Below are 25,235 nucleotides of genomic sequence, written 5' to 3'. Positions count from 1 at the left end.
AAAATAAATAGTCGTGATCGGCAGGTGAGCGAGATAGATAATTGGGAGTCGGTTAAGCAAAAGGGAATAAGAGTCCCTTTGGATGGTCAAAAAACGTTTTTCCTTCAGGACAATCACTATATTTGGCTCGTAGAGCAGGGGAAAGCGGCTGTTTTTTTAGCGACTATGGATGATAAGCTACAGGCAGGGACCAAAACCTTCTTGTTTGAGGCCTATCCTGGCGATTTGCTTTTCGGAGTAACTCCTGAAGGCTCTCCTTGCAAAAAGGGACTGTTGGTCTCTGGACTATTGGGTTCGAGCCTCCTGAGAATTGACATCAAGGAACTGAGGGAGCTGCTTAGCAACAGAATAGAAGCTGATGAAGAAGGTGGTAAGGGTCTCCAAGGGGCATCTCGTGATGAACAACAAGTTTACGAGGCTATAAGTCAATGGTTGTATACGTTAGCCAAGATTAGTCGGAGTGAAAAATACTCAGAGGAAGAAGTTTCTGCTCTCAGTCTCGGATTTTCCCAGGATGAGGTTGCTTCCGCCGCCTCTGAAGCTATTTCTGAATATGAGTATTTAACCAATGATTCCCTCCGTGCAGGGTACCATTCGCAAGTGCTACAAGCGGCGAGTGATACCTGGGACGAAAAAAAGGAGTCAGAGCAGAAAAGGCTGGAAGAGAAAAGCAGATCCGATCAACGATTGATGACCAACGCTATTTTCAAGCTGGCGGCCATCACTCAAAAAGTGGAAACCAAGGCGGCTTTAGAAGATCAGACTGGAGATCCCTTACTGGATGCTTGCCGCCTCTTGGGTCAAACCATGAAGATGAAGGTCATCGCACCTCCAGAAGCTCTAGGGAACCAAAGAGAGTTGCATCTGGATGATATCGCCCGGGCTTCACGGATGCGGGTGAGGGAAGTAGCCTTACAAGGCGATTGGTATACACAGGATAGCGGCCCTCTTTTAGGCTATATGAAAGAAGACCATCGTCCGATTGCCTTAATCCCTTCCGCACCAACAAAATATTTACTCCACGATTATACCCAAGGGGTCACCAGGCCTGTTGATCGAGAAACAGCAAAGGAGATTGATGTCTTTGGTTTTGTCTTTTACCGTCCCTTTGCTGAAAAGAAAATCACGGCACGTGACCTACTAACCCTAGGCCGGGAAAATAGCTGGAGCAGAGACTTGCTCATGATCCTTTTGATGGGTGTTTTGGGTGGTATCTTAGGGACAGCCATCCCTCTAGCCACAGGAATCATCTTTAGTACCATTATTCCTGAAGGGGGGAGGGGGCACTTAGTCCAGATTGCATTTTTTCTGGGAGCTAGTGCCTTAGCCACGATGATCTTCCAGTTTGTGCGTAGTTTAGCGACCTTACGGATTGAGGGAAAAATGGAAGGAGCTATCCAAGCAGCTATTTGGGATCGCTTGTTGAGTCTACCAGTGCCGTTTTTTAAACAGTTTCCTGCCGGTGAATTGGCAATGCGGGCCATGGGCATTAGTCAGATTCGCAAAATTCTTTCAGGTGTCACTTTAAATACAGTTCTCTCCAGCATCTTCTCAGTTTTTACCCTTGCCTTAATGTTCTATTATGATCGTAAGCTCGCTGGTGTGGCTACGGCCTTACTAGCTTTAGCCCTGATGGTCATGGGATTTCTAGGCTTCCGGCAAGTGGGCTATGAACGAAAAATATTAGATATATCGAACCGTATTTCGGGGATGATGCTTCAGTTGATCGGCGGTATCACGAAGTTTCGGGTAGCTGGAGCTGAGGCTAGAGCTTTTTACCGCTGGGCTGAGAGGTTCAGTGAACAACGTCAGTTCGTCTTTAAGAGGAGACTTCTGGGTAACTGGCAGACGACCTTTCATGATATTTTCCCCCTTCTGGCCAGTATGATTGTCTTTTATACTCTTACTGCCGGACATAGCCTGCTATCTCCGGGGGAGTTTATCGGCTTCAATGCAGCTTTTGTATCCTTTACCCTCTCCGTGACTTCCTTGACAGAATCGATTATAGGTGCTTATATTGTGATCCCTCTCTATCAACGGGCGAAACCGATTCTAGACACCCTGCCGGAGTATGATGAGACAAAAGTCACCCCTATCCCCCTGCGAGGCTCGATCGAAATGGATCATATCTCTTTTCGCTATAAAGAAGATGGGCCTCTAGTCTTGAAAGACGTATCTTGCCATATTAAGGAGGGGGATTATGTCGCTTTAGTCGGCACTTCCGGCTGCGGAAAGTCGACGTTGTTAAGGATCTTGTTGGGCTTTGAGAAACCAGAGACTGGCAAAATATACTACGATGGACAGGACTTAGAAAAAGTCGATATACGGGCGATCAGGAAGCAACTGGGCGTGGTGTTGCAAAATGGTCAACTCATGTCAGGGAATATCTTCACAAATATTGTGGGTGCTAATCCTTATCTGACGATCGACGATGCTTGGGCAGCAGCCCGAATGGCCGGAATTGATGAAGATATCCAGGCCATGCCCATGGGAATGCATACCATGATCAGTGAGGGAGCTTCGACGATCTCCGGTGGACAAAAGCAACGTTTGATGATTGCCCGAGCGATAGTCAACCAGCCTAAGATACTCTTCTTTGATGAAGCTACCAGTGCTCTGGATAATCGAACTCAGGCCATTGTCAGTCAAAGTCTCGACCGGTTGAAGGTCACCCGGATTGTCATCGCCCACCGCTTGAGTACGATCATTAACTGTAATAAGATCATCGTAATGGATCAAGGAAGAATCGTTGAGAGTGGTACCTATGATGAACTGATGAGCAAGGGCGGAGTTTTCGCGAACCTTGTACACCGACAACTCGCTTGAAATCTAGGCAATACCGCCACCGTTCAGCAGCATAAAAAAGTGACACCAATCATTAACAAAAGATTGGTGTCACTTTTTTACCGTGGTAAAGCACATTTATCCTATGACTACCGGCGGTAAAGCTCCAGATTAGTTGACTGATTTTACTGAACATGTTCAAGAATATAGGGAAGCACTTCATCCGGTGAAATATTTAATGCTAAGGCAAACTCTTCGTGCAGATTTTTTTCTGCAGCTTTCATAATGTCGTCGTCGGCTTTTGCTAATTTCTTGCCTGCTTCGAGCCGTTCTTGTTGTTCCATATATAAGGCTTTGATTACTTTTACCCATTCTTCGCTTTGACCCGTTTTAAGAGCCGCTTTGTAGCTTTCGTTCTTATGCCGATCATCGCTAGCCAAGATGGGTTCCAGTTCAGGCATAGTTGCAATTAATGATAAAACATCTTCTCTGGTCATGATGGGGCGCATCAAAACCTTAGGATTGTTTACGGGGGTCTTGATTGTTATATTGTTGTGATAAGCCGGTTGTAAAACATAGTATTCTGTATCATTATCGCTTATATCCTTTTCTCTAACAATATCTACGATTTCACATGATCCGGTTGAGCCGTATACCACATAATCATTAATTTTAAACATTTGTTATTCCTCCTTCTGGGTAATCTAGTATTAATACCTGTCCATTGCTAACCACCACTAATGCGTTTACCTGATTAAGCTAGATAAGTGGCGATAAGCCTCGGACATAGAAAGCTAGCTTGCTGTGCAAACTTTAGCTGACTCGTCCACGGAGTGGATAACTCAACTAAGCTTCAGATGAAGTGGAAACTCCGTCTGAAGCAAGTTTTCCATATACAATAGAACCGAAGTTCTGCAACTGTTATTTAACAATTAATTATAACACAAAATTTCCTGCCAAGTAATTGCCTGTTATTTACATTTCTTATAAATGCTTGATAACGGTATGATATTATCAGCAATTGCCATACTAGATTTGAAATGAATTAAGCAAAAATGAAAACATTGAGAGGTGAGAATGATGCCATTAGCCCCTTATGACTCTTTTCGGGTGCTTGACCAGTATTGGGATGATATAAATCGCAATCTCCTAAGGGGAAGAGGAAAGGAGGACCTTGCCCAGTTATTGTATCGAGTCGATGTGGAAGAAACTTCTTCGCAAATTTATGTCACAGCCGAAATACCGGGTCTTGAAAAGAAAGAAGATCTTCATATTGAAATTGACGAAAATCAGTTGACCATTAGTGGAGAAATTAAGCGTGCAAATACGGGAGAAGGACGTTCGTCACATCGTGTAGAACGGTATTATGGGAGATTCAGCCGGACATTAACGCTTCCGGCAGTGGTTAAGGCCGATGGAGCGCATGCTAGCTACAAGAACGGGGTACTAGAGTTGTCCTTCCTTAAGGATAGTCATCCCGCTGCCCGTACAATCGAAGTAGATTTTCATTAATTTAAAAAAGAGATGCACTATTAAAGGGATTAACTCTATAATGTGAGTTAATCCCTTTGAGTTACTTTCTATACATCAGGACATACGACCAGACATATTGCGTTCAGCAATCTCAATCGCTTTCTTTACCATATTTCCACAATCCTTGGATGAAACTCCGCTGAATCCTTCTTGTTTTAAGGTGTCCGAAAAACCAAGCTCTTGCGCGATTTGTTGTTTGAGGTTATCAGACATAGTACTGCGGCGTCTGGACATCTAGATTCCTCCTTTCATTTCAGGCAAACGAAGATGTCTTGCACTTCAGCAAGTGATTCTAGTTTGTGTCACCAGCCCTTTTTTTATGTGAAGTAAAAGATTGTTTCAATATAATCATCAACAGTATAGATATATTGCAGAGGCTAGGGCTACAAAAATTGGTTGTATTGGTTAAAACATGGTATTCTGGGAAAAAGTCTAAGTCAATTCTAACGGAGATTTCTCACGGGAGACTAATGAGGGAGGGATTTATTTGCCGTTGTTATTTGGTACTGCCGGCGTTCCGATATCGTGCCCAGAGCGGTCGACGGAAGCCGGGGTCAAGAGAATCCGTGAGCTTGAACTGGATGCCATGGAAATAGAGTTCGTGCAAGGTGTCCGGATGAAGGAGGAAAAGGCTCGCAAAATTGCCAGCATAGCGATTGCAGAACATGTTGCTTTAAGCTGCCATGGTCCATACTGGATCAACTTCAATTCTCGAGAACCAGAAAAAGTAACTGCTAGCCGTGAACGCCTATTGCATAGTGCACGAATCAGCAAAATACTTGGGGTAAGAAGTGTGGTTTTCCATCCGGCTTTTTACCATGACGATGAGCCCCAGGTAGTGTTAGAGCGAACCGCAGGGGAACTCATGAAAGTTCGTGAGATTCTGGATGCGGAGGGTAATGATATCATATTAAGACCGGAGACCACAGGAAAACCATCACAGCTCGGTACCCTTCGCGAGGTTTTAATTTTAGCCCAAGAGGTGCCCGGAGTGCTCCCTTGTATTGATATCAGTCATCTTCATGCACGCAGTAATGGACAGATTAATACTTACGATGAGTTTTGCCAGGTTCTCGAAGAATCCGCTCAAACTCTTGGAGATCTATGGGTGAAGAATGCGCATTTTCATGTTTCAGGTATAGATTACGGACTAAAGGGCGAAAAGAAGCATTTGGTTTTGGCTGATGCCGATCTCCGTTATCCGGAATTGATGAAAGCACTGCACACCTTCGGGGTTGAAGGCTTAGTGATTTGTGAAAGCCCCAACCTTGAAGTCGATGCTTTACTAATGCAAAGGACCTATCGTAGCCTGCGTGACAGGTAGAATAGAAATCGCCTAAATATTTTAGAAGGAAAAACGTAAGGAGTGCAAGAATTAGAGAGTTAATAATAAATTAACGCTCTAGGGTGCCATAAGAAAAGACAAATGAGCGTCAAGGGAGGAAAAGGGAATGAATTACTCGGCTGCCCATGATATTGCTCTAGCCAAACTCCGCGAAACGACATTTGACGATATAGCGGAGTACTCAGGTTATCCAATCGATGGAAACAGGATTAATATCGAATTCCTTGGCCAGAAATTCTCTGTAGACTATCCATCAGGTCAGTTTTTCAAAGACACGACAAGCGATGGAGAAATATCTCTACCACTTCAAATCCTTATTCTTCATTATTTAGCAAATCGCTCCCTTGCCATGCAAACAGGCCAGTTTATAACCTTCAAGGAGCTTCCGGGTGGAAGTATCTATAGTCAGCCCTTTGCCAACCGAGCCATTAATCCCTTAGTCAAGTTCTTTGGTCACAATCCTCAAAGCTTAGTGGAAACTGCGTGTAAAATAGGCGGAGTGCCTGTCTCTTTGGGAGACGCTGCAGTCTCTGTTGAAGTGTTTCCTAAAGTTCCCATCACTTTAGTCCTATGGGAAGGGGATGAAGAGTTCCCGGCCTCAGGTAATATTCTCTTTGATCGATCAGCCGGATCGATTCTGCCTACTGAAGATTATGCTGTTCTAGCAAGCGCGTTAGTTTTTGCCTTGCGAAACTTAGCCACGGTTTAGCTTTGGTGACTCCTTAATGCGTTGATGAACAAATCTAACAACTTTGGAAAATCATGTCGAAGAATGAGAGCATTTTAATATTTTTATCGAAAAATAGTGTTGACTCAGAGGAATACAGTCTTTATAATGCAAAATGTAAGAAGACAGATCGTCCTTACGACGTACTTGCGAGGGCACACAATTATGCCAGGCAAGCCGTTTTTTGGCTGAATACTTGTCGATGACAATTGTTGCATATGCAATAATTGGATCATGCAAACTGATCAAGTAATAATGAGTTTTTTCACGGGTCAAAGCAGTTAAGCTTGTTCAATAGTCAAGTTTTAGCTATTAAGCTAAAAAATATAAATCTGTCCACAAGTATAGGGAGGAAAAGTAATGAAAAAAGTTTTGGGTGTTGTACTTTCTTTAGGTTTATTAGTCGGACTCGCAGGTTGTTCCAGCCAAACTCCGGCAACTGGCTCTACTAACCCTCCAGCCGCTGTTGAGCCTATTAAAATGGGCCGCGTAGATGCTGCTGCTCATGGTACTAATGCTGTAACTATTGCTGTTGTTGCTGTTCAAGGTGATAAAATCGTAGGGGTTTCCCTTGACGAATACCAATTCATGCCTGCTGATAAGGCTACAGGTCTTGCTAATAGCGAAGGTCTTGCCGCTAAGAACTACAAAGATCCTGCTCAAGTACTGGCTTCCAAAATGGTCAACAGTGAGTACTACAGTAACAACATGAAAGAAAAAGCTGGATCTACAGTTGCTTATGCTGATAACTTTAATGCCATAGTAGAGTTCTGCGAAGGAAAAACCATCGCTGAATTAGAAGGTGTTCTCACCTCTACTCCTGCAGAGAAAATGCCTGTTGACACAGTAAGTGGTTCTACCTTAGCTGATACTGCTGGTTATGTTAAAGCTATTGTTGACGCTGCTAAAGCTGCGAAATAATTTTGATACACTAACTTAAGAATTCGCAGACAACAAACGAGTGCCGCACGATCTAAAGAGATGGTGCGGCACTCGTTTGTTGTGAGTTTATATTACATATTTTTGGGAAATGAATAATTGATTAGGAGATTTCCGTGAAGCTACGCAGGAAAATTCCTCCAATGTCGCGAAATGATGGACGACGAGGAGGAATGCTTTGGTGAAGAATATTGAGAAAGATAGAGATAATGGCCTTTCCCAAAATGCTCTTGCTGAGGAAAAGCAGATTCGCGCAATGATCCACTCAATACAAGGCATTGGTAGCGGTAAACTGCGTCGACTTATTGCTCGGTTCGGTAATGCTTGCACTGCTTGGCATCATTTAGTAGAAGAGCCGGGATCTACTGAAGACCCCTGGCTACTACAGATTAGCCAAAAACTTAAGGAGTTGGATTCTAGTGAAGTTGAAGAGCGACTTCATGCTCAAGGAATTAATATAGTCATTCCGGAAGAGGATGGTTATCCAGAATTATTACGCCAGCTAGCGGATGCCCCACCACTTCTTTATTATAAAGGTCAACTCTCTCCCAGCAAGGAATCTCTAGCAATTGTCGGAGCACGCAAGGCTACACCCTACGGAAGAGCTGCAGCTGAGGCTCTTGCCAAAGAAATTGCCGAGGAAAGGATTGTCGTGGTTAGCGGTCTAGCTAGAGGTATTGATACAGCTGCTCATCGCGGAGCATTGGCTGGGCAGGGAATAACTTGGGCGGTTATGGGATGTGGTCTTAGTTTCATGTATCCGCCAGAAAATCAAAAGCTCTCCGAAGAGATCATGGCAAATCAGGGTTTGCTTTGGAGTGAGTTTGCTCCGGAGACTCCTCCTGAGCCCCAGTTTTTCCCTGCACGTAATCGATTGATTAGTGGCATGTCACGTGGAGTTGTCGTCGTTGAAGCAGCACTGAAAAGCGGAGCATTAATTACAGTAGATTTTGCTTTGGAGCAGGGTCGCGAAGTATTCGCAGTACCTGGACCTATATTTAGTCAGATGAGCAGAGGACCCAACCATCTTATCCGACAAGGCGCCAAGTTGATCGAAGGCTTTCAAGATATTTGCTCGGAAATTCCCGCCTTTACCGAGGGGAGAGGCTCTAGTACCCCTAAAGAAACAAATAGTATCATGTCGACAAATAATGGGCAAGACAAGAAAAAACCACAATTAAGCAGTGAGCAAGAAAAAGTTCTAGAAATGCTGAGCGACCTACCGTGTCATATCGATCAAATCACGTTGAATGCAAAGATTGCTCCGGAACTAATTCCTTTAGTGCTGCTTGAACTCCAACTAGCGGGGAGAATAGAGCAACTCCCTGGCCAGCTTTATGTATTAGCTTATAAGAGCTAGACATACTAAGAAAAAGAAGATAATATTAGGCTAGTTTGAGGGTGTGACAGCTACACACCAAGAGCATTTCAGTTGATTTAAAGCTGTGCTTGTGATATGAATTGTATAATTCGTTATATCTGTGATTATATCTTGAGGTGATGTATGGCTAAAACACTTGTAATCGTGGAATCTCCGGCTAAGGCCAAATCTATTAGTAAATTTTTGAGCAGTAACTATACAGTTAAAGCATCCATGGGACATTTGCGGGATTTGCCGAAAAGCCAAATGGGGGTTGATGTCGATAATGACTTTGAACCCAAATATATTGCTATCCGTGGTCGAGGAGATCTCATTAAGGAGCTTCGGGCAGCCGCCAAAAATGCTAGTAGGGTCCTTTTGGCCTCTGACCCTGACCGTGAGGGAGAGGCGATTGCTTGGCATTTGGGACATCTACTCGGCCTAGATCTGACAGAGAAGTGCCGTATTGAGTTCCATGAGATTACAAAACCGGCAATTACAGCAGCAATTAAGCAACCTCGGCAAATCGATTCCAGCAGGGTGGATGCCCAACAAGCACGTCGTGTTTTGGATCGTTTGGTGGGGTATCAATTGAGCCCTCTACTTTGGAGAAAAGTGAAAAAGGGGCTTAGTGCCGGACGGGTTCAATCGGTGGCTGTTCGACTTGTCTGCGATCGCGAGGAAGAAATCACGAACTTTATTCCCGAGGAGTATTGGAGCCTGACAGCTTCCTTGGCTAGTGCGGGAGGGGTATTCTCCGCAAAGCTGGTCAAAAAGCAGAATCAGAAGATAACCATTGCCTCGGAAGAAGAAATGAAGAAAGTTCTCGAAGATTTAGAGAGTCAATCCTTCCAAGTGCAAGAAGTGCGGACGAAGGAAAAGAAAAAACAGCCCTCACCCCCCTTTATAACGAGTAGCTTACAGCAGGAAGCTCATCGTAAGCTCAATATGTCGCCTAAGCGGACCATGATGCTTGCCCAACAACTATACGAGGGGATTGAGTTAGGCAAGTCTGGGAGTATTGGTTTGATTACCTATATGCGTACTGACTCTGTTAGAATCTCCGAGATAGCTCAAGAGGAAGCGAAGGAGTTTATTCTCGATCAGTATAGTGCAGATTATTATCCACCGGAACCTCGACAGTTTAAAAGTAAGGGCCGAGCTCAAGAAGCTCATGAGGCTATTCGCCCCACTTCTGTATTGAGAACTCCAGATTCCTTGAAGGAATTTTTGTCAAGAGATCAGCTTCGTCTTTATCGTTTGGTATGGGAGCGTTTCCTAGCAAGTCAAATGAGTGCTGCGCTAGTCGATACCCTCACTGTTGAAGTAGAGGCAGGAGGATATCTATTTCGTGCGAATGCTTCCACGGTACGTTTTCAGGGATATCTCGCCGTGTATGAAGAAGCGCAAGATGAGAATGAAGAACAGCAGGAAGGAGCTCTCTCAGCCAATATTCAAGCAAACGAAATGCTTAGTGTTGTTAACTTACAGGAGAAGCAACATTTCACTGAACCGCCACCGAAATATACGGAGGCCTCACTGGTGCGCAAGATGGAGGAAGAGGGAATTGGTCGTCCCAGTACCTATGCTCCAACTATTGAAACTATACTATCTAGAGGCTACGTGGCCAAGGAAGGGAAGCAGCTTTCTCCTACTGAATTAGGGGACATTATCGTTACTATTTTAAAAGAGTATTTTCCGGAAATCGTTGATCTAGAATTCACTGCGAATCTGGAAATGAAGCTGGATGATATTGAGGAAGGGACTTTGCCTTGGAAAAATGTTATTCGGGACTTTTACGGCCCCTTCGCGGTGTCCTTAGAAGAAGCCGAACAGCGCATGGATAAAGTGCAGATCGAAGACAAGGTTTCTGATGAAATATGTGAAAATTGCGGCCGCAATATGGTCATTAAAATGGGCCGCTATGGCAAGTTTCTGGCTTGCCCTGGCTTTCCGGAATGTCGGAATACGAAGCCGCTTTTGGAAGAGGTCGGAACAAAATGTCCTAACTGCGGCAATCCTTTAGTGATTAGGCGCAGCAAAAAAGGTAGAAAGTTCTACGGATGTAGTTCCTACCCTGAGTGTGAGTTTGTTTCTTGGGAATTACCGGCTTCTGAACCCTGCCCCAAATGTGGAGGTTTAATGGTTGTTAAGACATCCAAGCAAGGAAAAAGATACGCCTGCACGAATACGGAATGCCGCTATGACAGGCAAGTAGAGGAGCAAGCAGAATAATATGCCATCTATTAAAGTAATCGGAGCGGGTCTGGCCGGTGCGGAAGCAGCTTGGCAGATCGCACGCCAGGGAATAGAAGTAGAACTTTATGAGATGAGGCCGGTGAAGATGACGCCGGCCCATCATACGGATAGTTTCGCTGAATTGGTCTGCAGCAACTCCCTTAAAGGTGCAGGATTAGAGAATGCCGCCGGACTGCTCAAAGAAGAAATGCGCCGCTTGGATTCTTTGCTGATGCGAGTGGCAGACCAGGTCGCAGTACCGGCCGGAGGCGCTTTGGCCGTCGATCGCGAGAAGTTTTCCGTATCGATAACAAAGCTTCTTGAAGAGCATCCCTTGATTCATGTTCGCAGAGAAGAGGTTAAAGAGCTTCCCCAATCAGAGGTTGCCATAGTCGCAACGGGACCCTTGACCTCTGATGAGTTAGCGCTAGAAATTCAGAAGGTGACCGGCGAAGATGCGCTGAGTTTTTATGACGCCGCTGCGCCTATCGTCACTTTAGAGTCAATCAATATGGACAAAGCTTTCTGGGCCTCCCGCTATGACAAAGGGGACCCAGATTATTTAAATTGTCCCATGACCGAAGAAGAGTATAAAAACTTCTACAATGAGCTGATTGAAGCTGAGACCGCGGAAGTTAAAGGTTTTGAAAAAAGTAAGATTTTTGAAGGCTGTATGCCCGTCGAAGTCATGGCCTCCCGTGGGGAGCAGACCTTAACCTTTGGCCCTCTAAAGCCCGTAGGCCTTATTGATGCCCGCACTGGAAAGCGTTCCTATGCTGTCGTTCAGCTTCGCAAGGAAAACAGAGAAGGCACCCTCTTTAATCTTGTAGGATTTCAAACTCATCTCAAATGGGGTGAGCAACAGCGAGTATTTCGTCTTATCCCGGGACTGGAACAGGCCGAATTCGTACGCTACGGCGTCATGCATCGCAATACGTTCTTAAACGCCCCCAAGATATTAAAAGCAGACTACAGCCTCCGACAATCACCCAACTTATTCTTTGCCGGTCAAATCACCGGTGTCGAAGGTTACGTAGAATCCATAGCCAGCGGCTTAGTTGCAGGCCTCAACGCCGTACGTCGCCTCAACAATCAACCCACCCTTCTTTTCCCCGAAGAAACTGCCCTCGGCTCTCTCGCCCGCCACTTAGAAGGCTCCCCCAGCGTGAACTTCCAACCCATGAGTATCAACTACGGACTCATCCCTCCCCTCGAAAAACGCATCAAAGCCAAAAAAGAAAAGAACGCCAAAATCTCCGAACGAGCCCTTGCGAAGCTCGAAGAGTTCAAAGCCGCCGAGGGACTGAGTTAAGCAGATTGATCCTAGATTTATTTATTCTATGACTAAGGCTACTTTAGATTAGGCTGTCTACTCTTATTTAGCGGAGAGTAATGTAAATACCGGAATTGCGGTAATAATAGTAGTCGGGGCAATCACGAGAACTGGGATATCTGAAATGCTAAGGCAAACACTCGAACACTCCACCATAAGCATAGCAAAAACTCTTACCGTTCTGATAAGATTACTCGCTAGGATACTCTTAAGGTTACTCACTCTTAAAGATACTCTTAAGGTTACTCATAGGGTACTCATAAGAAATACCCAAGGATTTTGATTTACAGCAGAGAACGGCTTCAAAGCGAGCAGCTACCCGTTCTTCGCGAAAAGCTCGCCCGCTTTTCGGGATGGCGATTTAGACGGGACGAAAGCCGGATGAGGCTTTCGCCCAAGCCGCGACGCCACAGACGGAAACTTAGCGGCGCAGGTACCGACGGAGCGAAGTGCTCGAGCGTTAGAACGGGTGCGCGCAGCTTTCAGAGTGAACGCGTAAAGCAAAAGCCTGGAGACCAACTGACTTTTTAGGAATACCATTCCATAGTTCGCAAGAGATAGCCAGAACAAATCATGGGAGGGAATGCCAAGTGCAAGCCGACCACGCCCTCAGCCTTTTCGACGGCCAACTAAAAGCCCAAAATCGCTCTGAACACACTCTCATCGCCTACCACAACGACCTCGTTCAGTTTTTTGATTTCGCTGCCCTTGAGTTAAGCGTAGAACCAGAGCAACTCACTGTGGATCAAGTGGACATTTATATCGTCCGTAGCTTTCTCGGCCAAATGACAGACCGAGGCCTGGAAAGAAAAAGTATGGCTCGTAAACTTTCTGCCCTCAGAGCTTTTTTTAAATTCCTTTGCAGGGAAGGTATCCTGCAGAAGAATCCAGTCCAAAGGATTGCCACACCCAAATTAGGTAGAAAACTCCCGCACTTTCTTTCTATAGAAGAGCTAAATCGCCTTACCCAAGCACCCGATTGCACAACACTACTTGGGGCACGGGACCAAGTGATCTTAGAGCTTCTCTATGGATCCGGCTTAAGGGTCAGCGAGCTAGCCGGACTTAATCGCCAAGATATTGAAGCAGAGAGTTTCCTTCTACGGGTGCGGGGAAAAGGCAACAAAGAGAGAATTATTCCACTTACACGCTATGCTATAGAGGCCACACGGAATTACTTGGGGATGAGGGAAGATAGCCAGGAGGCACTGCTCCTCAATTACCAAGGCACACGGCTTTCTGTTCGCTCCATTCGCCGCATACTTGATCACTTGGCTTTAGAGTCCGGATTGTCTCAGCATCTACATCCTCATATGCTACGCCATTCCTTTGCCACCCACTTGCTCGACGGCGGTGCAGATTTGCGCAGTGTTCAAGAACTACTAGGTCATGCTAAGCTTTCCTCTACCCAAATTTATACCCATTTAACCAAGGAGCGATTGCAGGAAGTATATGAGCAAAGTCACCCCCGAGCCAAGAAAATATAAACATCTTATTAAATTTTCTCAATAAGACAGCAATTGTAGACAATTCTATTGACACTAAAGTAATTATTCTGTAAACTGCCGATATAAGGAGGTTTTCCGATGTTCCATGCAACCACTATAGTTGCCATAAAAAAGGGCGAGCAAGTAGCAATGGCTGGAGATGGCCAAGTTACCATGGGTCAAGCAACCATCATGAAGCATAGCGCAAGGAAAGTTCGCCGGTTGTTCCACGGTAAAGTCCTTGCAGGGTTTGCTGGTTCTGTTGCGGATGCTTTCACTCTCTTTGAAAAGTTTGAACACAAGCTTGAGGAATATCAAGGAAACCTGCAAAGGGCAGCCGTAGAGCTTGCCAAGGATTGGCGGATGGATAGGGCGCTTCGCAACCTCGAAGCCCTGCTCATTGTAGCCGATCAACAAAGTATGCTTTTGATTTCTGGTTCAGGTGAGGTTATCGAACCGGATGATGGAATAGCAGCGATAGGCTCCGGTGGAAATTACGCATTAGCAGCAGCAAGGGCCTTGGCTAAGAACACAGATCTTCAACCGGGTCAACTTGTCCGCGAAGCTATGGCGGTCGCTTCCTCTATTTGTGTTTTTACCAATGACCAAATTATCGTGGAAGAATTGTAAGGAGGATACCCATGGAACAACTTACACCACGGGAAATTGTCCGTGAATTGGATCGTTATATCGTTGGTCAGAATCAAGCGAAACGGGCTGTTGCCATCGCCCTGCGCAATCGGTACAGAAGGGTTTTGTTGCCGGAAGCCATGCAAGAGGAAGTTCTACCTAAGAATATTCTAATGATTGGTCCTACGGGTGTTGGTAAGACGGAGATTGCCAGGCGACTCGCCAAGTTAGTACGTGCCCCTTTCCTTAAAGTAGAAGCCACCAAGTTTACTGAAGTAGGCTATGTTGGAAGGGACGTTGAGTCCATCATTCGTGATTTAGTCGAAATTGCTTTGCGAATGGTTAAAACAGAAAAGATGGGAGAAGTTGAGGTTCAAGCAGCAAAGTCTGCCGAGATACGCCTGGAACATTTGCTTGTTCCGGGGAAACGGTCGGAAACCAATACCTCAAATCCCTTTCAATTTTTATTTAATCAGAATCAAGAAAAAGAAGAGACAGTGACTCCTGAGATTGAGCGGGATCGCAGCTTTGTGAGAGAACGCTTGCGCCGTGGTGAACTAGAGGACCAGGTTATCGAGGTCGAGGTCGAAGACAATCAGCCTCTGTTTCCTGATTTTTCGGGCACGGGGATGGAGATGAACTCCAATCTGCAAGATATGATGGCTGGAATGCTCCCCAAAAAACGCCATAAACGAAAAGTTACGGTCAGAGAAGCTCGTCGCATCTTAACTACAGAAGAAGCGCAAAAGCTCATCGACCAAGACGAAGCTGTGCAAGAAGCTATTCGTCGTACGGAGCAAGAAGGAATGGTTTTCCTTGATGAAATCGATAAAATTGCTGGAAGAGACGGAGCTTCAGGCCCGGATGTTTCCAGAGGCGGTGTACAAAGAGATATCCTACCGATCGTGGAGGGCTCGACCATTAATACTAAGTACGGCCCTGTTAAGACGGATCATATCCTCTTTATTGCCGCTGGTGCCTTTCATGTGGCAAAGCCCTCGGATCTTATTCCGGAGCTCCAAGGACGGTTTCCTATCCGTGTAGAACTAGAGTCCCTAAGTGTCGAGGATTTTAAGCGAATTCTCACCGAGCCTCAATCCTCACTCATCAAGCAATACAGCGCACTACTGGAAACAGAGGGAATAAAGGTCGAATTTACCGAGAATGCTATCGACGAATTGGCAAAAGTTGCTTACGAAGTAAACTCAAATACGGAGAACATCGGGGCGAGGAGACTTCATACCATTATGGAGCGAGTTCTTGAAGAATTATCCTTTGAGGCCTCAGAGCTCCCTGATGATTATACAGTCACGATCAATCGTGAATATGTTCAGCATCGTTTAGGAAATATCGTAAGAAATCAAGATCTCTCACGATATATCCTTTAAAGCTAGAGAAACGGAATTAAGTAAAAACAAAACAGAGTGTTCCAAAATAAAGGAGGTTTTTTTGTGAAAAACTTATTAGAAAAAACTAGAGCGATTAGTAAACTTATCCAAAAGGCTGCTGGCCATGATGTGGATTTTGACGAAATGGCCAAAGTACTGAGCGAGTCTATTCAGTCCAATTGCTATATTGTCGGTCGACGTGGTAAGATTCTTAGTTATCATTTTATGGAAGCCTTCGGCTGTGACACAATGCAAGAAATCGTCGTTCAGAGCGAGCGTTTCCCAGAAAGCTATAATGAAGGTTTGTTAAAGGTAACTGAAACACGCACCAACACAGCTCAAGTTGCCAATGGTTGCGTATTTAATGATAAGGAACGCTGTCATTTCAACAATAAGATCACGACGATTGTGCCTATTCTCGGTGGCGGTGAGCGAGTTGGCACTTTGGTGCTAGCTAAGTTTGATCAAGATTTTGGCGAAGGGGATTTAATCCTTGCTGAATATGGCGCAACTGTTGTTGGGATGGAAATTCTTCGTAATAAAGCAGAACGTGCAGAAGAAGAAGCGCGGAAGAAAGCTGCTGTACAGATTGCCGTGGGGACTTTATCCTATTCCGAATTAGAAGCGGTTGAACATATCTTTGCTGAACTAGGTGGTGGCGATGGCTTATTGGTTGCTAGCAAGATCGCTGATCGTGTGGGAATCACCCGTTCAGTGATAGTCAACGCTCTTCGTAAATTTGAATCAGCTGGTGTTATAGAATCTAAATCCTTAGGAATGAAAGGTACCTATATTCGGGTCCTGAATGATCATCTCCTCGAGGAATTAGACAAGATTAGTCATAATAAGTAAATAAGTGCGGACGTAAGGGTGGAGTGATTGCTATGGAAGATCAAGTGTATTCCTACCAATTGAAACCTTTAGTGATTCCGGGTGTGCTCTATCTCGCGATGGCTCCGATTCTATTTGCTATGTTATATTATGGTCTCAAGATATCTGCTTTGGAGACTGATATCCTGCGCTGGGTCTATATTATTACTGCCGTAGGGATTGTCGCGATATGGATCTATGGTCGGAGCAAGAAATTTCACGTCGCTGGTAGTCAGTTAGTTTTTAGCTCGCTGAGAGGAGAGCGCCGTCTCTCTTCAACAGAGATTCGAAGAATTGCGCTTTTTACGAACAAACTAGGGAAGGAAATTGTCCAGATCAAAACTAAGAACCAGGATTATTATCTAACCGACCTCTACTTTCCCTTTCCGGAGTTAATGATGGATTTGGAACAGTATATTAGAAAGAACGAAATCCGGACAAACTTCTCCTTATCGTAAGCTTTTTGTTGCAATGAAGTTCTAATTGTGATATTCTATTCGCAGTGTGAAATTATAACACACGCAGAGGGATTGAGGCTTATGTTCCCGAGAGATCGGGTAAGCGGAGAGATGAACCTGCGGAGGAAAAAACAAGAAAGGAGGTGCAACACTATGGCTGTAATTTCTATGAAGCAATTACTAGAAGCCGGTGTTCACTTCGGTCATCAAACTCGTCGTTGGAATCCTAAAATGGCTCGTTACATTTTTACGGAGCGCAATGGTATTTATATCATTGACCTGCAAAAAACCGTAAGAAAGGTAGAGGAAGCCTACAATTACGTTCGGAACTTGGCTGCTGATGGTGGCACGATTCTGTTCGTAGGCACCAAGAAGCAAGCTCAAGAATCAGTGAAGGAAGAAGCTGAACGTTGTGGCATGTATTATGTCAATGAGCGTTGGCTCGGCGGCATGATGACCAACTTCCAAACCATTCAGAAGCGCGTTAGTCGTCTTCGTGAATTGGAGAAGATGGAAGCTGAAGGGGTTTTTGATGTTCTTCCCAAGAAAGAAGTTGCTGCTCTTCGTCATGAGATGGAGAAACTTGAGCGTTTCTTAGGCGGAATCAAGAACATGAAGAAGCTTCCTGATGCCTTATTTATTGTGGATCCTCGCAAAGAGCGGATTGCAGTAGCAGAAGCTCATCGCCTGAATATCCCCATCGTGGGTATTGTCGATACGAACTGCGATCCTGACGAAATCGACGTAGTCATTCCTGCGAATGATGATGCCATTCGTGCAGTGAAGCTTTTAACCGGTCGCATGGCTGATGCAATCATTGAGGGACAACAAGGAAGCATGGATGAAGCGGCAGAAGCTGAAGCGGCTGCTGAGGAAGTCGTTGCTGAATAATTATCCCCCATACGGGCAAAGGTAGATTAGTAGAGGGGCAGGGTGAAGAAGGGGTGGTTAAAGCTTCCCGGATGCTCATCCTGTCCCTTTTGTATGATGCTTAATAGCGTGAATTCTATTTATTAGAGGAATACATATATTTGTTTGGAGGGTTATATTCATGGCAGAAATCAGTGCAGCTCAAGTAAAGGAGCTCCGTGAACGGACCGGAGCCGGAATGATGGATTGTAAGAAGGCGCTTAATGAAGTCGGTGGCGATATGGACAAGGCGATTGATTACCTTCGTGAAAAAGGTCTCGCCGCAGCAGCGAAAAAAGAAGGTCGTATTGCAGCTGAAGGTGTTGTTGAAGCCTATATTCATGGTGGCGGAAGAATTGGTGTCTTGCTTGAAGTCAACTGTGAAACAGACTTTGTTGCTAATACCGATGATTTTAAACAGTTTACCAGAGATATTGCTTTGCATATTGCCGCAGCAAAACCTCTTTACCTTACTAAAGAAGAGGTACCTGCCGATGTTTTAGAGCATGAAAAAAATATTCTCAAAGCCCAAGCTTTGAATGAAGGCAAGCCAGAGAAGATTGTTGAAAAAATGGTTGAAGGAAGAATCTCCAAATACTACAAAGAAGTATGTTTATTGGAGCAAGAATTTGTCAAAGATCCAGATAAGACCATTAATGATCTTGTTCTTGAGAAAACTTCTAAAATTGGCGAGCGTATTGTCATTCGCCGCTTTACCCGTTATGAAATGGGCGAAGGCATCGAAAAGCGTCAAGAGGATTTTGCAGCAGAAGTTATGAAAGAAATGAACCGCTAAGGTAAGCAAAAAGAGGACACTTAGGTGTTCTCTTTTTAGGATAATGAAGAGGATTATTTTTTATCATGTAGAAATATATAGTTGGAGGTTCATCAATGGAAACACCACGATATCGCCGGGTTATCTTGAAACTTAGTGGGGAAGCGCTGGCTGGAAATCAAGGCTATGGAATCTCCCACGACATGCTTGTTAACGTTGCAGAACAAGTTGCTGAAATTCAAAAGCTTGGGATTGAAGTGGCTTTAGTGGTCGGTGGTGGAAATATTTGGAGGGGAATAGCAGGAAGCAAGCAAGGCATGGATCGAGCAAATGCCGACTACATGGGGATGCTCGCCACAGTTATGAATGCTTTAGCCTTGCAAGATTCCTTGGAAAAGACCGGTGTTGCTACACGGGTTCTATCGGCGATTGAGATGAGACAAGTTGCTGAACCCTACATTCGCAGACGCGCAATCCGTCACCTGGAAAAGGGTCGCATTGTCATTTTTGCGGCAGGTACCGGTAATCCATATTTTTCAACAGATACCACTGCAGCCTTACGTGCAGCTGAGATCGAAGCCGAAGCGATACTTATGGCCAAACGTGTGGATGGAGTATATGATTGTGATCCAGAGAAGAACCCGGATGCCAAGAAGTACGATAAGCTCACGTTCTTAGATGTTCTTAATCAAGGCTTGGGAGTGATGGATTCTACAGCAGCTTCGTTGTGTATGGATAATAACATTCCCCTTATTGTATTTGACTTAAATAAACAGGGTAATATTTTAAAAGCTATCATGGGTGAATCCGTTGGGACATATGTAGGGAGGGACAAATAATGATTTCTGACGTTTTAAAGGAAGCCGAGGATCGGATGGTAAAAGCCGGTGAGGCGCTTAAGCGAGAATATGCTACCATACGTGCAGGGCGAGCTAATCCGAATATGTTAGACAAAATCACTGTAGAGTACTATGGTACTCAGACTCCCGTAAATCAACTAGCCAACATTTCTGTACCGGAGCCTCGTATTTTGGCCATTCAACCCTGGGATAAGACCAGCCTTCCCATGATTGAGAAAGCCATCCTAAAATCTGATCTAGGCTTAAACCCATCCAGCGATGGAACAGTCATTCGTTTAATCATTCCCCAATTAACCGCTGAGCGCAGAACGGAAATTGTTAAAACCGTTAAGAAGAAAGCCGAAGAAGCTCGAGTTGCCGTACGTAATATTCGTCGTGATTGCAATGACAGTCTGAAAAAAGTCGAGAAGGACCACGCAGCTTCTGAAGATGAGGTTAAAAGGGCTCAAGATGACGTTCAAAAAATGACGGATAAACACATCAAAGAAATTGATCGTATCATGGACACCAAGGAAAAGGAAATCATGGAAGTTTAACTTCAGAAGATGTTTTGACCCCCTTGAAACTGAAGGGGGTCTTTAGCCTCTTTACAGGCTGCCCATTGGAGGTGTGATAATGTGGCGTAGATTTTGGGAAAAAAATGAACCTGCCAAAAACATAGTTGAGCAAATTGATAAAAACAGGTTGCCACGACATATCGCCATCATCATGGACGGTAATGGAAGATGGGCTCAAAAACGTGCCTTGCCCCGTTCCCTAGGCCATAAAGCGGGTGTTGAAGCACTGCGTGATATCGTAAAGGCCTGCTCTAATTTAGGTGTTGGAGTCTTGACTGTTTATGCGTTTTCCACTGAGAATTGGAGCAGACCCAGAGAAGAAGTGAATATTCTTATGAGCCTTCTGACCGATTATTTACGGCGTGAACTGGATGAACTGCATGAAAATAAGGTGCGCGTGCAAATGATTGGCAATCGGGAGCAGCTCCCGTTAGAAGCTCAGAAGGAATTAGAGCACTCCATGGAAAAGACGAAGCAGAATGAGGGGCTTATCCTGAATTTAGCCTTGAATTATGGTGGCCGGGCTGAAATAGCCAGTGCGGTACAACGGCTCTGTGAAAAAGTCGTCCAAGGGCAGATCAAGCCCGAGGAGATTTCAGAGGCTATCATAGCCGACCATTTATTTACTTCCGACTTGCCTGATCCGGATTTGCTTATTCGTACCTCCGGAGAACTTCGTATCAGTAATTTTTTGCTCTGGCAAATTGCCTATACCGAGATAGTTGTTACAGATTGCTTGTGGCCTGATTTTAATCCAGAGCGCCTGGCTGAAGCCATTATCGATTTTCAAAAAAGGGATCGTCGCTTCGGCGGGTTGAACAAGCAGTAAGGAGAAGCATATGCTAATTAGAACACTAAGCGCATTAGTTTTGGTCCCAATTCTGTTGGGATTAACGTATTTGGGAGGGCCATATATTGCGTTGCTAGTGATGAGTATATCCCTCTTAGCACTTAAGGAAACTTTAGCCATAGGGCAAAAAATGGGATTCAAAGCATGGTATATTAGCACGGGAGTGTTTTCTATTGTCTGGCTATTGCTGATTTTTCGAGGTGGGACCCAGTGGTTGTTGCCTTTATTGTTGGCATGGTTGCTTTTTGCGATGGGAAAGATGGCGTTGTATTACCCGAAGGTGAATCTTGGCGAAGCAGGATATAATTGTTTCTCACCTCTTTACACGGTGGTTTTATTATCTCACCTTTATCTCATCCGTGGTTTGACGGAAGGAATGGCTTGGGCTTTATTCACGTTTATTTTGGTATGGGCAACAGATACCTTTGCATACCTTATAGGGAGAGTCCTAGGGAAACATTTGTTAGCTCCGCAAGTAAGCCCCAAAAAGACTATCGAAGGATCTCTGGGCGGACTTTTCTTTTGTATAGTAAGTGGTATTGTTGGGTATAAAATCATCGGTGGGGCCCCTTGGAGCGCGTATTTTGTATTAAGTATCATCGTCGGTATCAGTGCTCAGATTGGTGATTTGTTCGAATCTGCTTTGAAACGCAGTGTAAGCATCAAAGATTCGGGGAAACTTATTCCGGGACATGGAGGAATTCTTGACCGCTTTGACAGTCTCATCTTCGTGATTCCGATCATGTATTATTGGGCATTGATTGTGGGGTGATTGCGTGGACCTTCAGGGAGAACAGAGGCTAAAACAAAATATCAACCGCCTAGCAGTGATTACTTTTGTGTTGGTGTTGCTTAAAGTCGTTACCTTCTTCTTTAAGGAGTTTATGCCGGTCTTTAGTCAACTCATGAGCAATCTTTTATCGGCGTTTTTGCCATTTTTCATTGCTTTCTTTATAGCACTTTTGCTGGAACCTTTGGTCTTAAGATTTATGATCAGCATGAAGGTTCGCAGACCCATTGCAACGCTATTCGCCCTGCTGATTGCCATATTGGGCATAGGCAGTATTCTCTTTTTAATCGTTGCTCGTCTTTATACAGAGCTTTCGGAATTAGCTGTTTCACTGCCGAGCTATGGACATATGGTCACTATCTTTAATAATATTCTTGATACGGTTGAGAACTTTATCCAGCTCAACCCTCAAGTCCAAATTACGCTAAATAATACAACGCAGGGACTCATGGATAACTTGCAGGGTTGGGCGCTTTCAGGCAGCCTACTTCTGCTAAATTTCATTTCTGCTTTGCCTGGGGTTTTTATCGTCTTAGTGATCTCCATTGTGGCCACTTTCTTTATGAGTGCAAGTTATCCGGGAGTTAAGAGCTTTTTTAGCAGCTTGTTTCCCGGTCGTTGGAAGCCCGGCGCCCAATCCGTAAGTCGTGATCTGGGTGCAGCGATTGTGGGATTTGTACGTGCCGAAACCATTCTTATATCGGTGACAGGTATTATTCTAACCTTGGGCTTAGTGTGGATGGGTAATCCCTATGCCTTTACCATTGGCTTCATTTCAGCCTTCTTAGATTTGCTTCCCATTGTCGGAACGGGCATGATTTTTATACCTTGGATTGTCGGTTTATTAATTTTAGGGTCTGTATCAGAGGGTATTAAGCTCTTAGTACTCTATCTGATCGCCATGGTAATCCGCCAAATCTTGGAGCCCAAAGTTATGTCTCAAAATATTGGCATCCATCCTTTGGCCACCCTCATTTCCATGTATGTGGGCTTAAAGTTATTGGGTGGTTTTGGCTTGATCCTAGGGCCGGGATTAGTGATTATTTATGAGGCCATCAGAAAAGCTGGATTTTTTAAGAAATAAAGGCATTAATCGAGATTTATTTATTAATAATTAGGAATGACTCCCAAGGAGTGATCGTGTGAAGAGATTGACAATTTTAGGCTCTACGGGGTCTATCGGAACGCAAACACTGGATATTGTCCGTCTAAATCCAGATAAATTTGAGATCTACGCTTTGGCAGCGGGCAGGAATGCCGAGGAAGTTGAACGCCAGGCCCGGGAGTTTAAACCCCGAGTAATAGGCTTAATGGATCATAAAGCTGCTCGGGAACTAAAACAAAGGGTAGCAGATTTAGATGTTGAAGTCGTTCAAGGAATGGAGGGACTTCTGAGTTCGGTTACCGATGAGGCACCAGATACGATTGTCACCGCTATCAGTGGCCGCATTGGTTTAGAACCTACTTTAGCGGCACTCCAGGCGGGAAAAGATATTGCCTTAGCCAATAAAGAAACCTTAGTTGCCGGCGGTGACTTGGTCATGGAGACGGCGAAGAAGTTTAAACGACGTATTCTTCCCGTGGATAGTGAGCATTCTGCTATTTTTCAATGTTTAGAAGAAGATGAACGCACTCTAGAAAAGATTATTCTGACGGCTTCCGGCGGCCCTTTTCGTGGTTGGTCTGCCGAAAAAATAAAGGAAGTAACTCCTGAAACAGCTTTAAAACACCCTAACTGGGCCATGGGAGCAAAGATTACTATTGACTCAGCGACGATGATGAATAAGGGTCTGGAGGTTATAGAGGCTCACCATCTTTTTAACATGACCTACGATCAGATTGAGGTGCTCATCCATCCCCAAAGTGTGATTCATTCTATGGTACAATATTGCGATGGGAGTGTTTTAGCTCAACTAGGTAGACCCGATATGCGCCTGCCTATTCAATATGCTTTGAGTTACCCCACCCGCTGGCCGAATCCTTTAGAACGACTTGATCTAAAGGGAAAAACCCTAACCTTTTTCGACCCGGCTGAATATGATTTTCCAGCTTTAAAGCTTGCTTATGCATGTGGACGCCGTGGCGGGACCTTGCCCGCAGTCATGAATGCGGCCAATGAAGTTGCGGTTCATGCCTTCTTGGCTCGCCGCATACCCTATCCTGAGATCATACGCTTAGTAGAGCGAGTGAGCACAGAGCATGATGTGTTAGATGCCACGGATTTGGAAACCATACTTAATGCTGATCATTGGGCCCGGATGCGTACGGAAGAGCTTATCGGGTAAAACATAGAAACTGAATGCCGTATGATTAGGATGGAGGAGGGTTAAGTTTGCTAAGTGCGTTATCGGTCGTGTTCGCCTTCGGGCTTTTGGTTATTATCCACGAGTTGGGCCATTTTATTGTGGCTCGCCTGAATGGCATCAAGGTACTGGAGTTTGCCTTTGGCTTCGGGCCAAAGATTATCGGCTTTAAAGGAAAAGAGACCAACTACTCTCTGCGTCTTATTCCCTTAGGTGGCTTTGTAAAACTGTACGGCATGGACGCTGAGTTCGACGAGAATGGGAATCAAAGCATTGCTCCCACTAATGATCCACGTAGCTTTAATAATAAAAAAGTATGGCAACGGATGTCGGTAATTGCTGCCGGTCCGATCATGAACTTAGTTTTAGCCATTTTTCTTTTTATCATTGTCTTTGCCTTTTTCGGAATTGCCACAGCTAATGATACAAATGTTGTAGGCACCTTGATTGAAGGGATGCCGGCTCAAGCGGCGGGGATTCAACCGGGGGATAAAGTCGTGTCGGTCAATGGGGTAGAGACCACTACTTGGACTGATCTGACCCAAGCCATACATAAGATGCCGGAAAAAGATATAACTCTTGTGATTGAACATGAAGGACAGCAAAGAGCCTTAACCATAAAAACCGAGTTAGATGCGGCGTCGGGGCATGGCTTAGTTGGCATTGGCCCCGAGGTCACCTATCAGAAAACCTCCCTTCCTGAAGCGGCTCAATACGGATTTAAGCAAACCGTCAGCTTCACACGCTTGGTCCTTGTCACTTTAGCTCAGATGGTTACCGGTGAAACAAAAGCAGAACTGGGAGGACCAGTAGCTATTGTGCAGGCCATCGATCAAAGTGCTGAGTCAGGCTGGGAGAATTATCTAGGCTTTATCGGGATATTGAGTATCCAGCTGGGGTTGCTCAACCTTTTCCCGATACCGGCTCTGGATGGTAGTCACCTGGTCTTTCTGCTCATCGAAGGCCTACGGGGCAAACCCATGAATCCTGAACGTCAAAACTTTATTCATTTCTTGGGATTCATTTTCTTAATGGCTTTAATGCTCGCCGTGACCTATCAAGATATTTTAAAACTCTTTGCTGGCAAAGGCTAAGGAGG

At 44.8% G+C, this 25,235-nt stretch carries 24 protein-coding genes; 22 read left to right on the top strand and 2 right to left on the bottom strand.

Annotation, left to right across the window (positions count from 1 at the left end):
- The first annotated feature begins 24 nt into the window (after positions 1-24).
- Positions 25-2,826 carry an NHLP bacteriocin export ABC transporter permease/ATPase subunit gene (locus AAC978_RS02530; RefSeq protein ID WP_341546403.1) on the top strand — a complete coding sequence of 934 codons (2,802 nt, stop codon included), beginning with the start codon at positions 25-27 and terminating at the stop codon, positions 2,824-2,826.
- 143 nt (positions 2,827-2,969) lie between these two features.
- Here AAC978_RS02530 and AAC978_RS02525 read toward each other — a convergent pair whose 3' ends face one another.
- The gene (locus AAC978_RS02525; protein WP_341546402.1) at positions 2,970-3,464 is read right to left on the bottom strand and encodes a CarD family transcriptional regulator; all 495 of its coding nucleotides are present in this window, start codon (positions 3,462-3,464) and stop codon (positions 2,970-2,972) included.
- 400 nt (positions 3,465-3,864) lie between these two features.
- On the opposite strand from AAC978_RS02525, the gene AAC978_RS02520 reads away from it, so the two are divergent.
- Entirely contained in the window at positions 3,865-4,296 is a 432-nt protein-coding gene (locus AAC978_RS02520; RefSeq protein WP_341546638.1) for an Hsp20/alpha crystallin family protein, read from the top strand.
- 75 nt (positions 4,297-4,371) lie between these two features.
- Here AAC978_RS02520 and AAC978_RS02515 read toward each other — a convergent pair whose 3' ends face one another.
- On the bottom strand, positions 4,372-4,551 hold the full coding sequence (locus AAC978_RS02515; protein ID WP_341546401.1) for a small, acid-soluble spore protein, alpha/beta type: 180 nt from the start codon (positions 4,549-4,551) through the stop codon (positions 4,372-4,374).
- A gap of 253 nt (positions 4,552-4,804) precedes the next feature.
- On the opposite strand from AAC978_RS02515, the gene AAC978_RS02510 reads away from it, so the two are divergent.
- From AAC978_RS02510 to rseP, 20 genes are all read left to right on the top strand, one after another.
- Complete coding sequence (locus AAC978_RS02510; protein WP_341546400.1) at positions 4,805-5,641, top strand: TIM barrel protein; 837 nt, start codon at positions 4,805-4,807, stop codon at positions 5,639-5,641.
- A gap of 127 nt (positions 5,642-5,768) precedes the next feature.
- Positions 5,769-6,371, top strand: coding sequence for a DUF3786 domain-containing protein (locus AAC978_RS02505; RefSeq protein WP_341546399.1), 603 nt, complete (start codon positions 5,769-5,771; stop codon positions 6,369-6,371).
- A 378-nt stretch (positions 6,372-6,749) separates the two neighbouring features.
- Positions 6,750-7,310 (top strand): hypothetical protein, encoded by a 561-nt coding sequence (locus tag AAC978_RS02500; RefSeq protein WP_341546398.1) that lies wholly within the window; start codon positions 6,750-6,752, stop codon positions 7,308-7,310.
- 274 nt (positions 7,311-7,584) lie between these two features.
- Positions 7,585-8,688 (top strand): DNA-processing protein DprA, encoded by a 1,104-nt coding sequence (dprA, locus tag AAC978_RS02495; protein WP_341546637.1) that lies wholly within the window; start codon positions 7,585-7,587, stop codon positions 8,686-8,688.
- A gap of 144 nt (positions 8,689-8,832) precedes the next feature.
- Entirely contained in the window at positions 8,833-10,923 is a 2,091-nt protein-coding gene (topA, locus tag AAC978_RS02490) for a type I DNA topoisomerase (protein ID WP_341546397.1), read from the top strand.
- A gap of 1 nt (position 10,924) precedes the next feature.
- Positions 10,925-12,238, top strand: coding sequence for a methylenetetrahydrofolate--tRNA-(uracil(54)-C(5))-methyltransferase (FADH(2)-oxidizing) TrmFO (gene trmFO, locus AAC978_RS02485; RefSeq protein WP_341546396.1), 1,314 nt, complete (start codon positions 10,925-10,927; stop codon positions 12,236-12,238).
- A gap of 611 nt (positions 12,239-12,849) precedes the next feature.
- Positions 12,850-13,746 (top strand): site-specific tyrosine recombinase/integron integrase, encoded by an 897-nt coding sequence (gene xerA, locus AAC978_RS02480; protein ID WP_341546395.1) that lies wholly within the window; start codon positions 12,850-12,852, stop codon positions 13,744-13,746.
- A gap of 99 nt (positions 13,747-13,845) precedes the next feature.
- Positions 13,846-14,376, top strand: coding sequence for an ATP-dependent protease subunit HslV (hslV, locus tag AAC978_RS02475; protein ID WP_341546394.1), 531 nt, complete (start codon positions 13,846-13,848; stop codon positions 14,374-14,376).
- An 11-nt stretch (positions 14,377-14,387) separates the two neighbouring features.
- Entirely contained in the window at positions 14,388-15,764 is a 1,377-nt protein-coding gene (gene hslU, locus AAC978_RS02470) for an ATP-dependent protease ATPase subunit HslU (RefSeq protein ID WP_341546393.1), read from the top strand.
- 63 nt (positions 15,765-15,827) lie between these two features.
- A complete protein-coding gene (gene codY, locus AAC978_RS02465) occupies positions 15,828-16,616 on the top strand; it encodes a GTP-sensing pleiotropic transcriptional regulator CodY (RefSeq protein WP_341546392.1) in 789 nt (262 codons plus the stop codon).
- Positions 16,617-16,648: 32 nt separating this feature from the next.
- Positions 16,649-17,092, top strand: coding sequence for a hypothetical protein (locus AAC978_RS02460; RefSeq protein WP_341546391.1), 444 nt, complete (start codon positions 16,649-16,651; stop codon positions 17,090-17,092).
- Between the two features lie 153 nt (positions 17,093-17,245).
- Positions 17,246-17,983, top strand: a complete 738-nt coding sequence (gene rpsB, locus AAC978_RS02455; protein WP_341546390.1) for a 30S ribosomal protein S2 — start codon at positions 17,246-17,248, stop codon at positions 17,981-17,983.
- Between the two features lie 160 nt (positions 17,984-18,143).
- Complete coding sequence (gene tsf, locus AAC978_RS02450) at positions 18,144-18,797, top strand: translation elongation factor Ts (RefSeq protein ID WP_341546389.1); 654 nt, start codon at positions 18,144-18,146, stop codon at positions 18,795-18,797.
- A gap of 95 nt (positions 18,798-18,892) precedes the next feature.
- Positions 18,893-19,615: a UMP kinase gene (gene pyrH / locus AAC978_RS02445; protein WP_341546388.1), complete on the top strand. Its 723-nt coding sequence runs from the start codon at positions 18,893-18,895 to the stop codon at positions 19,613-19,615.
- Positions 19,615-20,172 carry a ribosome recycling factor gene (frr, locus tag AAC978_RS02440; RefSeq protein WP_341546387.1) on the top strand — a complete coding sequence of 186 codons (558 nt, stop codon included), beginning with the start codon at positions 19,615-19,617 and terminating at the stop codon, positions 20,170-20,172. The genes pyrH and frr overlap by 1 nt, the downstream gene beginning before the upstream one ends.
- A gap of 79 nt (positions 20,173-20,251) precedes the next feature.
- Positions 20,252-21,022 (top strand): isoprenyl transferase, encoded by a 771-nt coding sequence (locus AAC978_RS02435; protein ID WP_341546386.1) that lies wholly within the window; start codon positions 20,252-20,254, stop codon positions 21,020-21,022.
- Between the two features lie 10 nt (positions 21,023-21,032).
- The gene (locus tag AAC978_RS02430) at positions 21,033-21,815 is read left to right on the top strand and encodes a phosphatidate cytidylyltransferase (RefSeq protein WP_341546385.1); all 783 of its coding nucleotides are present in this window, start codon (positions 21,033-21,035) and stop codon (positions 21,813-21,815) included.
- A 4-nt stretch (positions 21,816-21,819) separates the two neighbouring features.
- Positions 21,820-22,917 (top strand): sporulation integral membrane protein YtvI, encoded by a 1,098-nt coding sequence (gene ytvI / locus AAC978_RS02425; protein WP_341546384.1) that lies wholly within the window; start codon positions 21,820-21,822, stop codon positions 22,915-22,917.
- A gap of 58 nt (positions 22,918-22,975) precedes the next feature.
- Positions 22,976-24,118 (top strand): 1-deoxy-D-xylulose-5-phosphate reductoisomerase, encoded by a 1,143-nt coding sequence (locus AAC978_RS02420; RefSeq protein WP_341546383.1) that lies wholly within the window; start codon positions 22,976-22,978, stop codon positions 24,116-24,118.
- 47 nt (positions 24,119-24,165) lie between these two features.
- Entirely contained in the window at positions 24,166-25,230 is a 1,065-nt protein-coding gene (gene rseP, locus AAC978_RS02415; protein WP_341546382.1) for an RIP metalloprotease RseP, read from the top strand.
- Positions 25,231-25,235: the final 5 nt, after the last annotated feature.

This window comes from Desulfitobacterium sp. THU1 (genome assembly GCF_038181555.1).
Classification (GTDB): domain Bacteria; phylum Bacillota; class Desulfitobacteriia; order Desulfitobacteriales; family Desulfitobacteriaceae; genus Desulfitobacterium.
The sequence above is the reverse complement of the archived record's forward strand: the minus strand, read 5'-3'. Positions and strand labels throughout refer to the sequence as shown.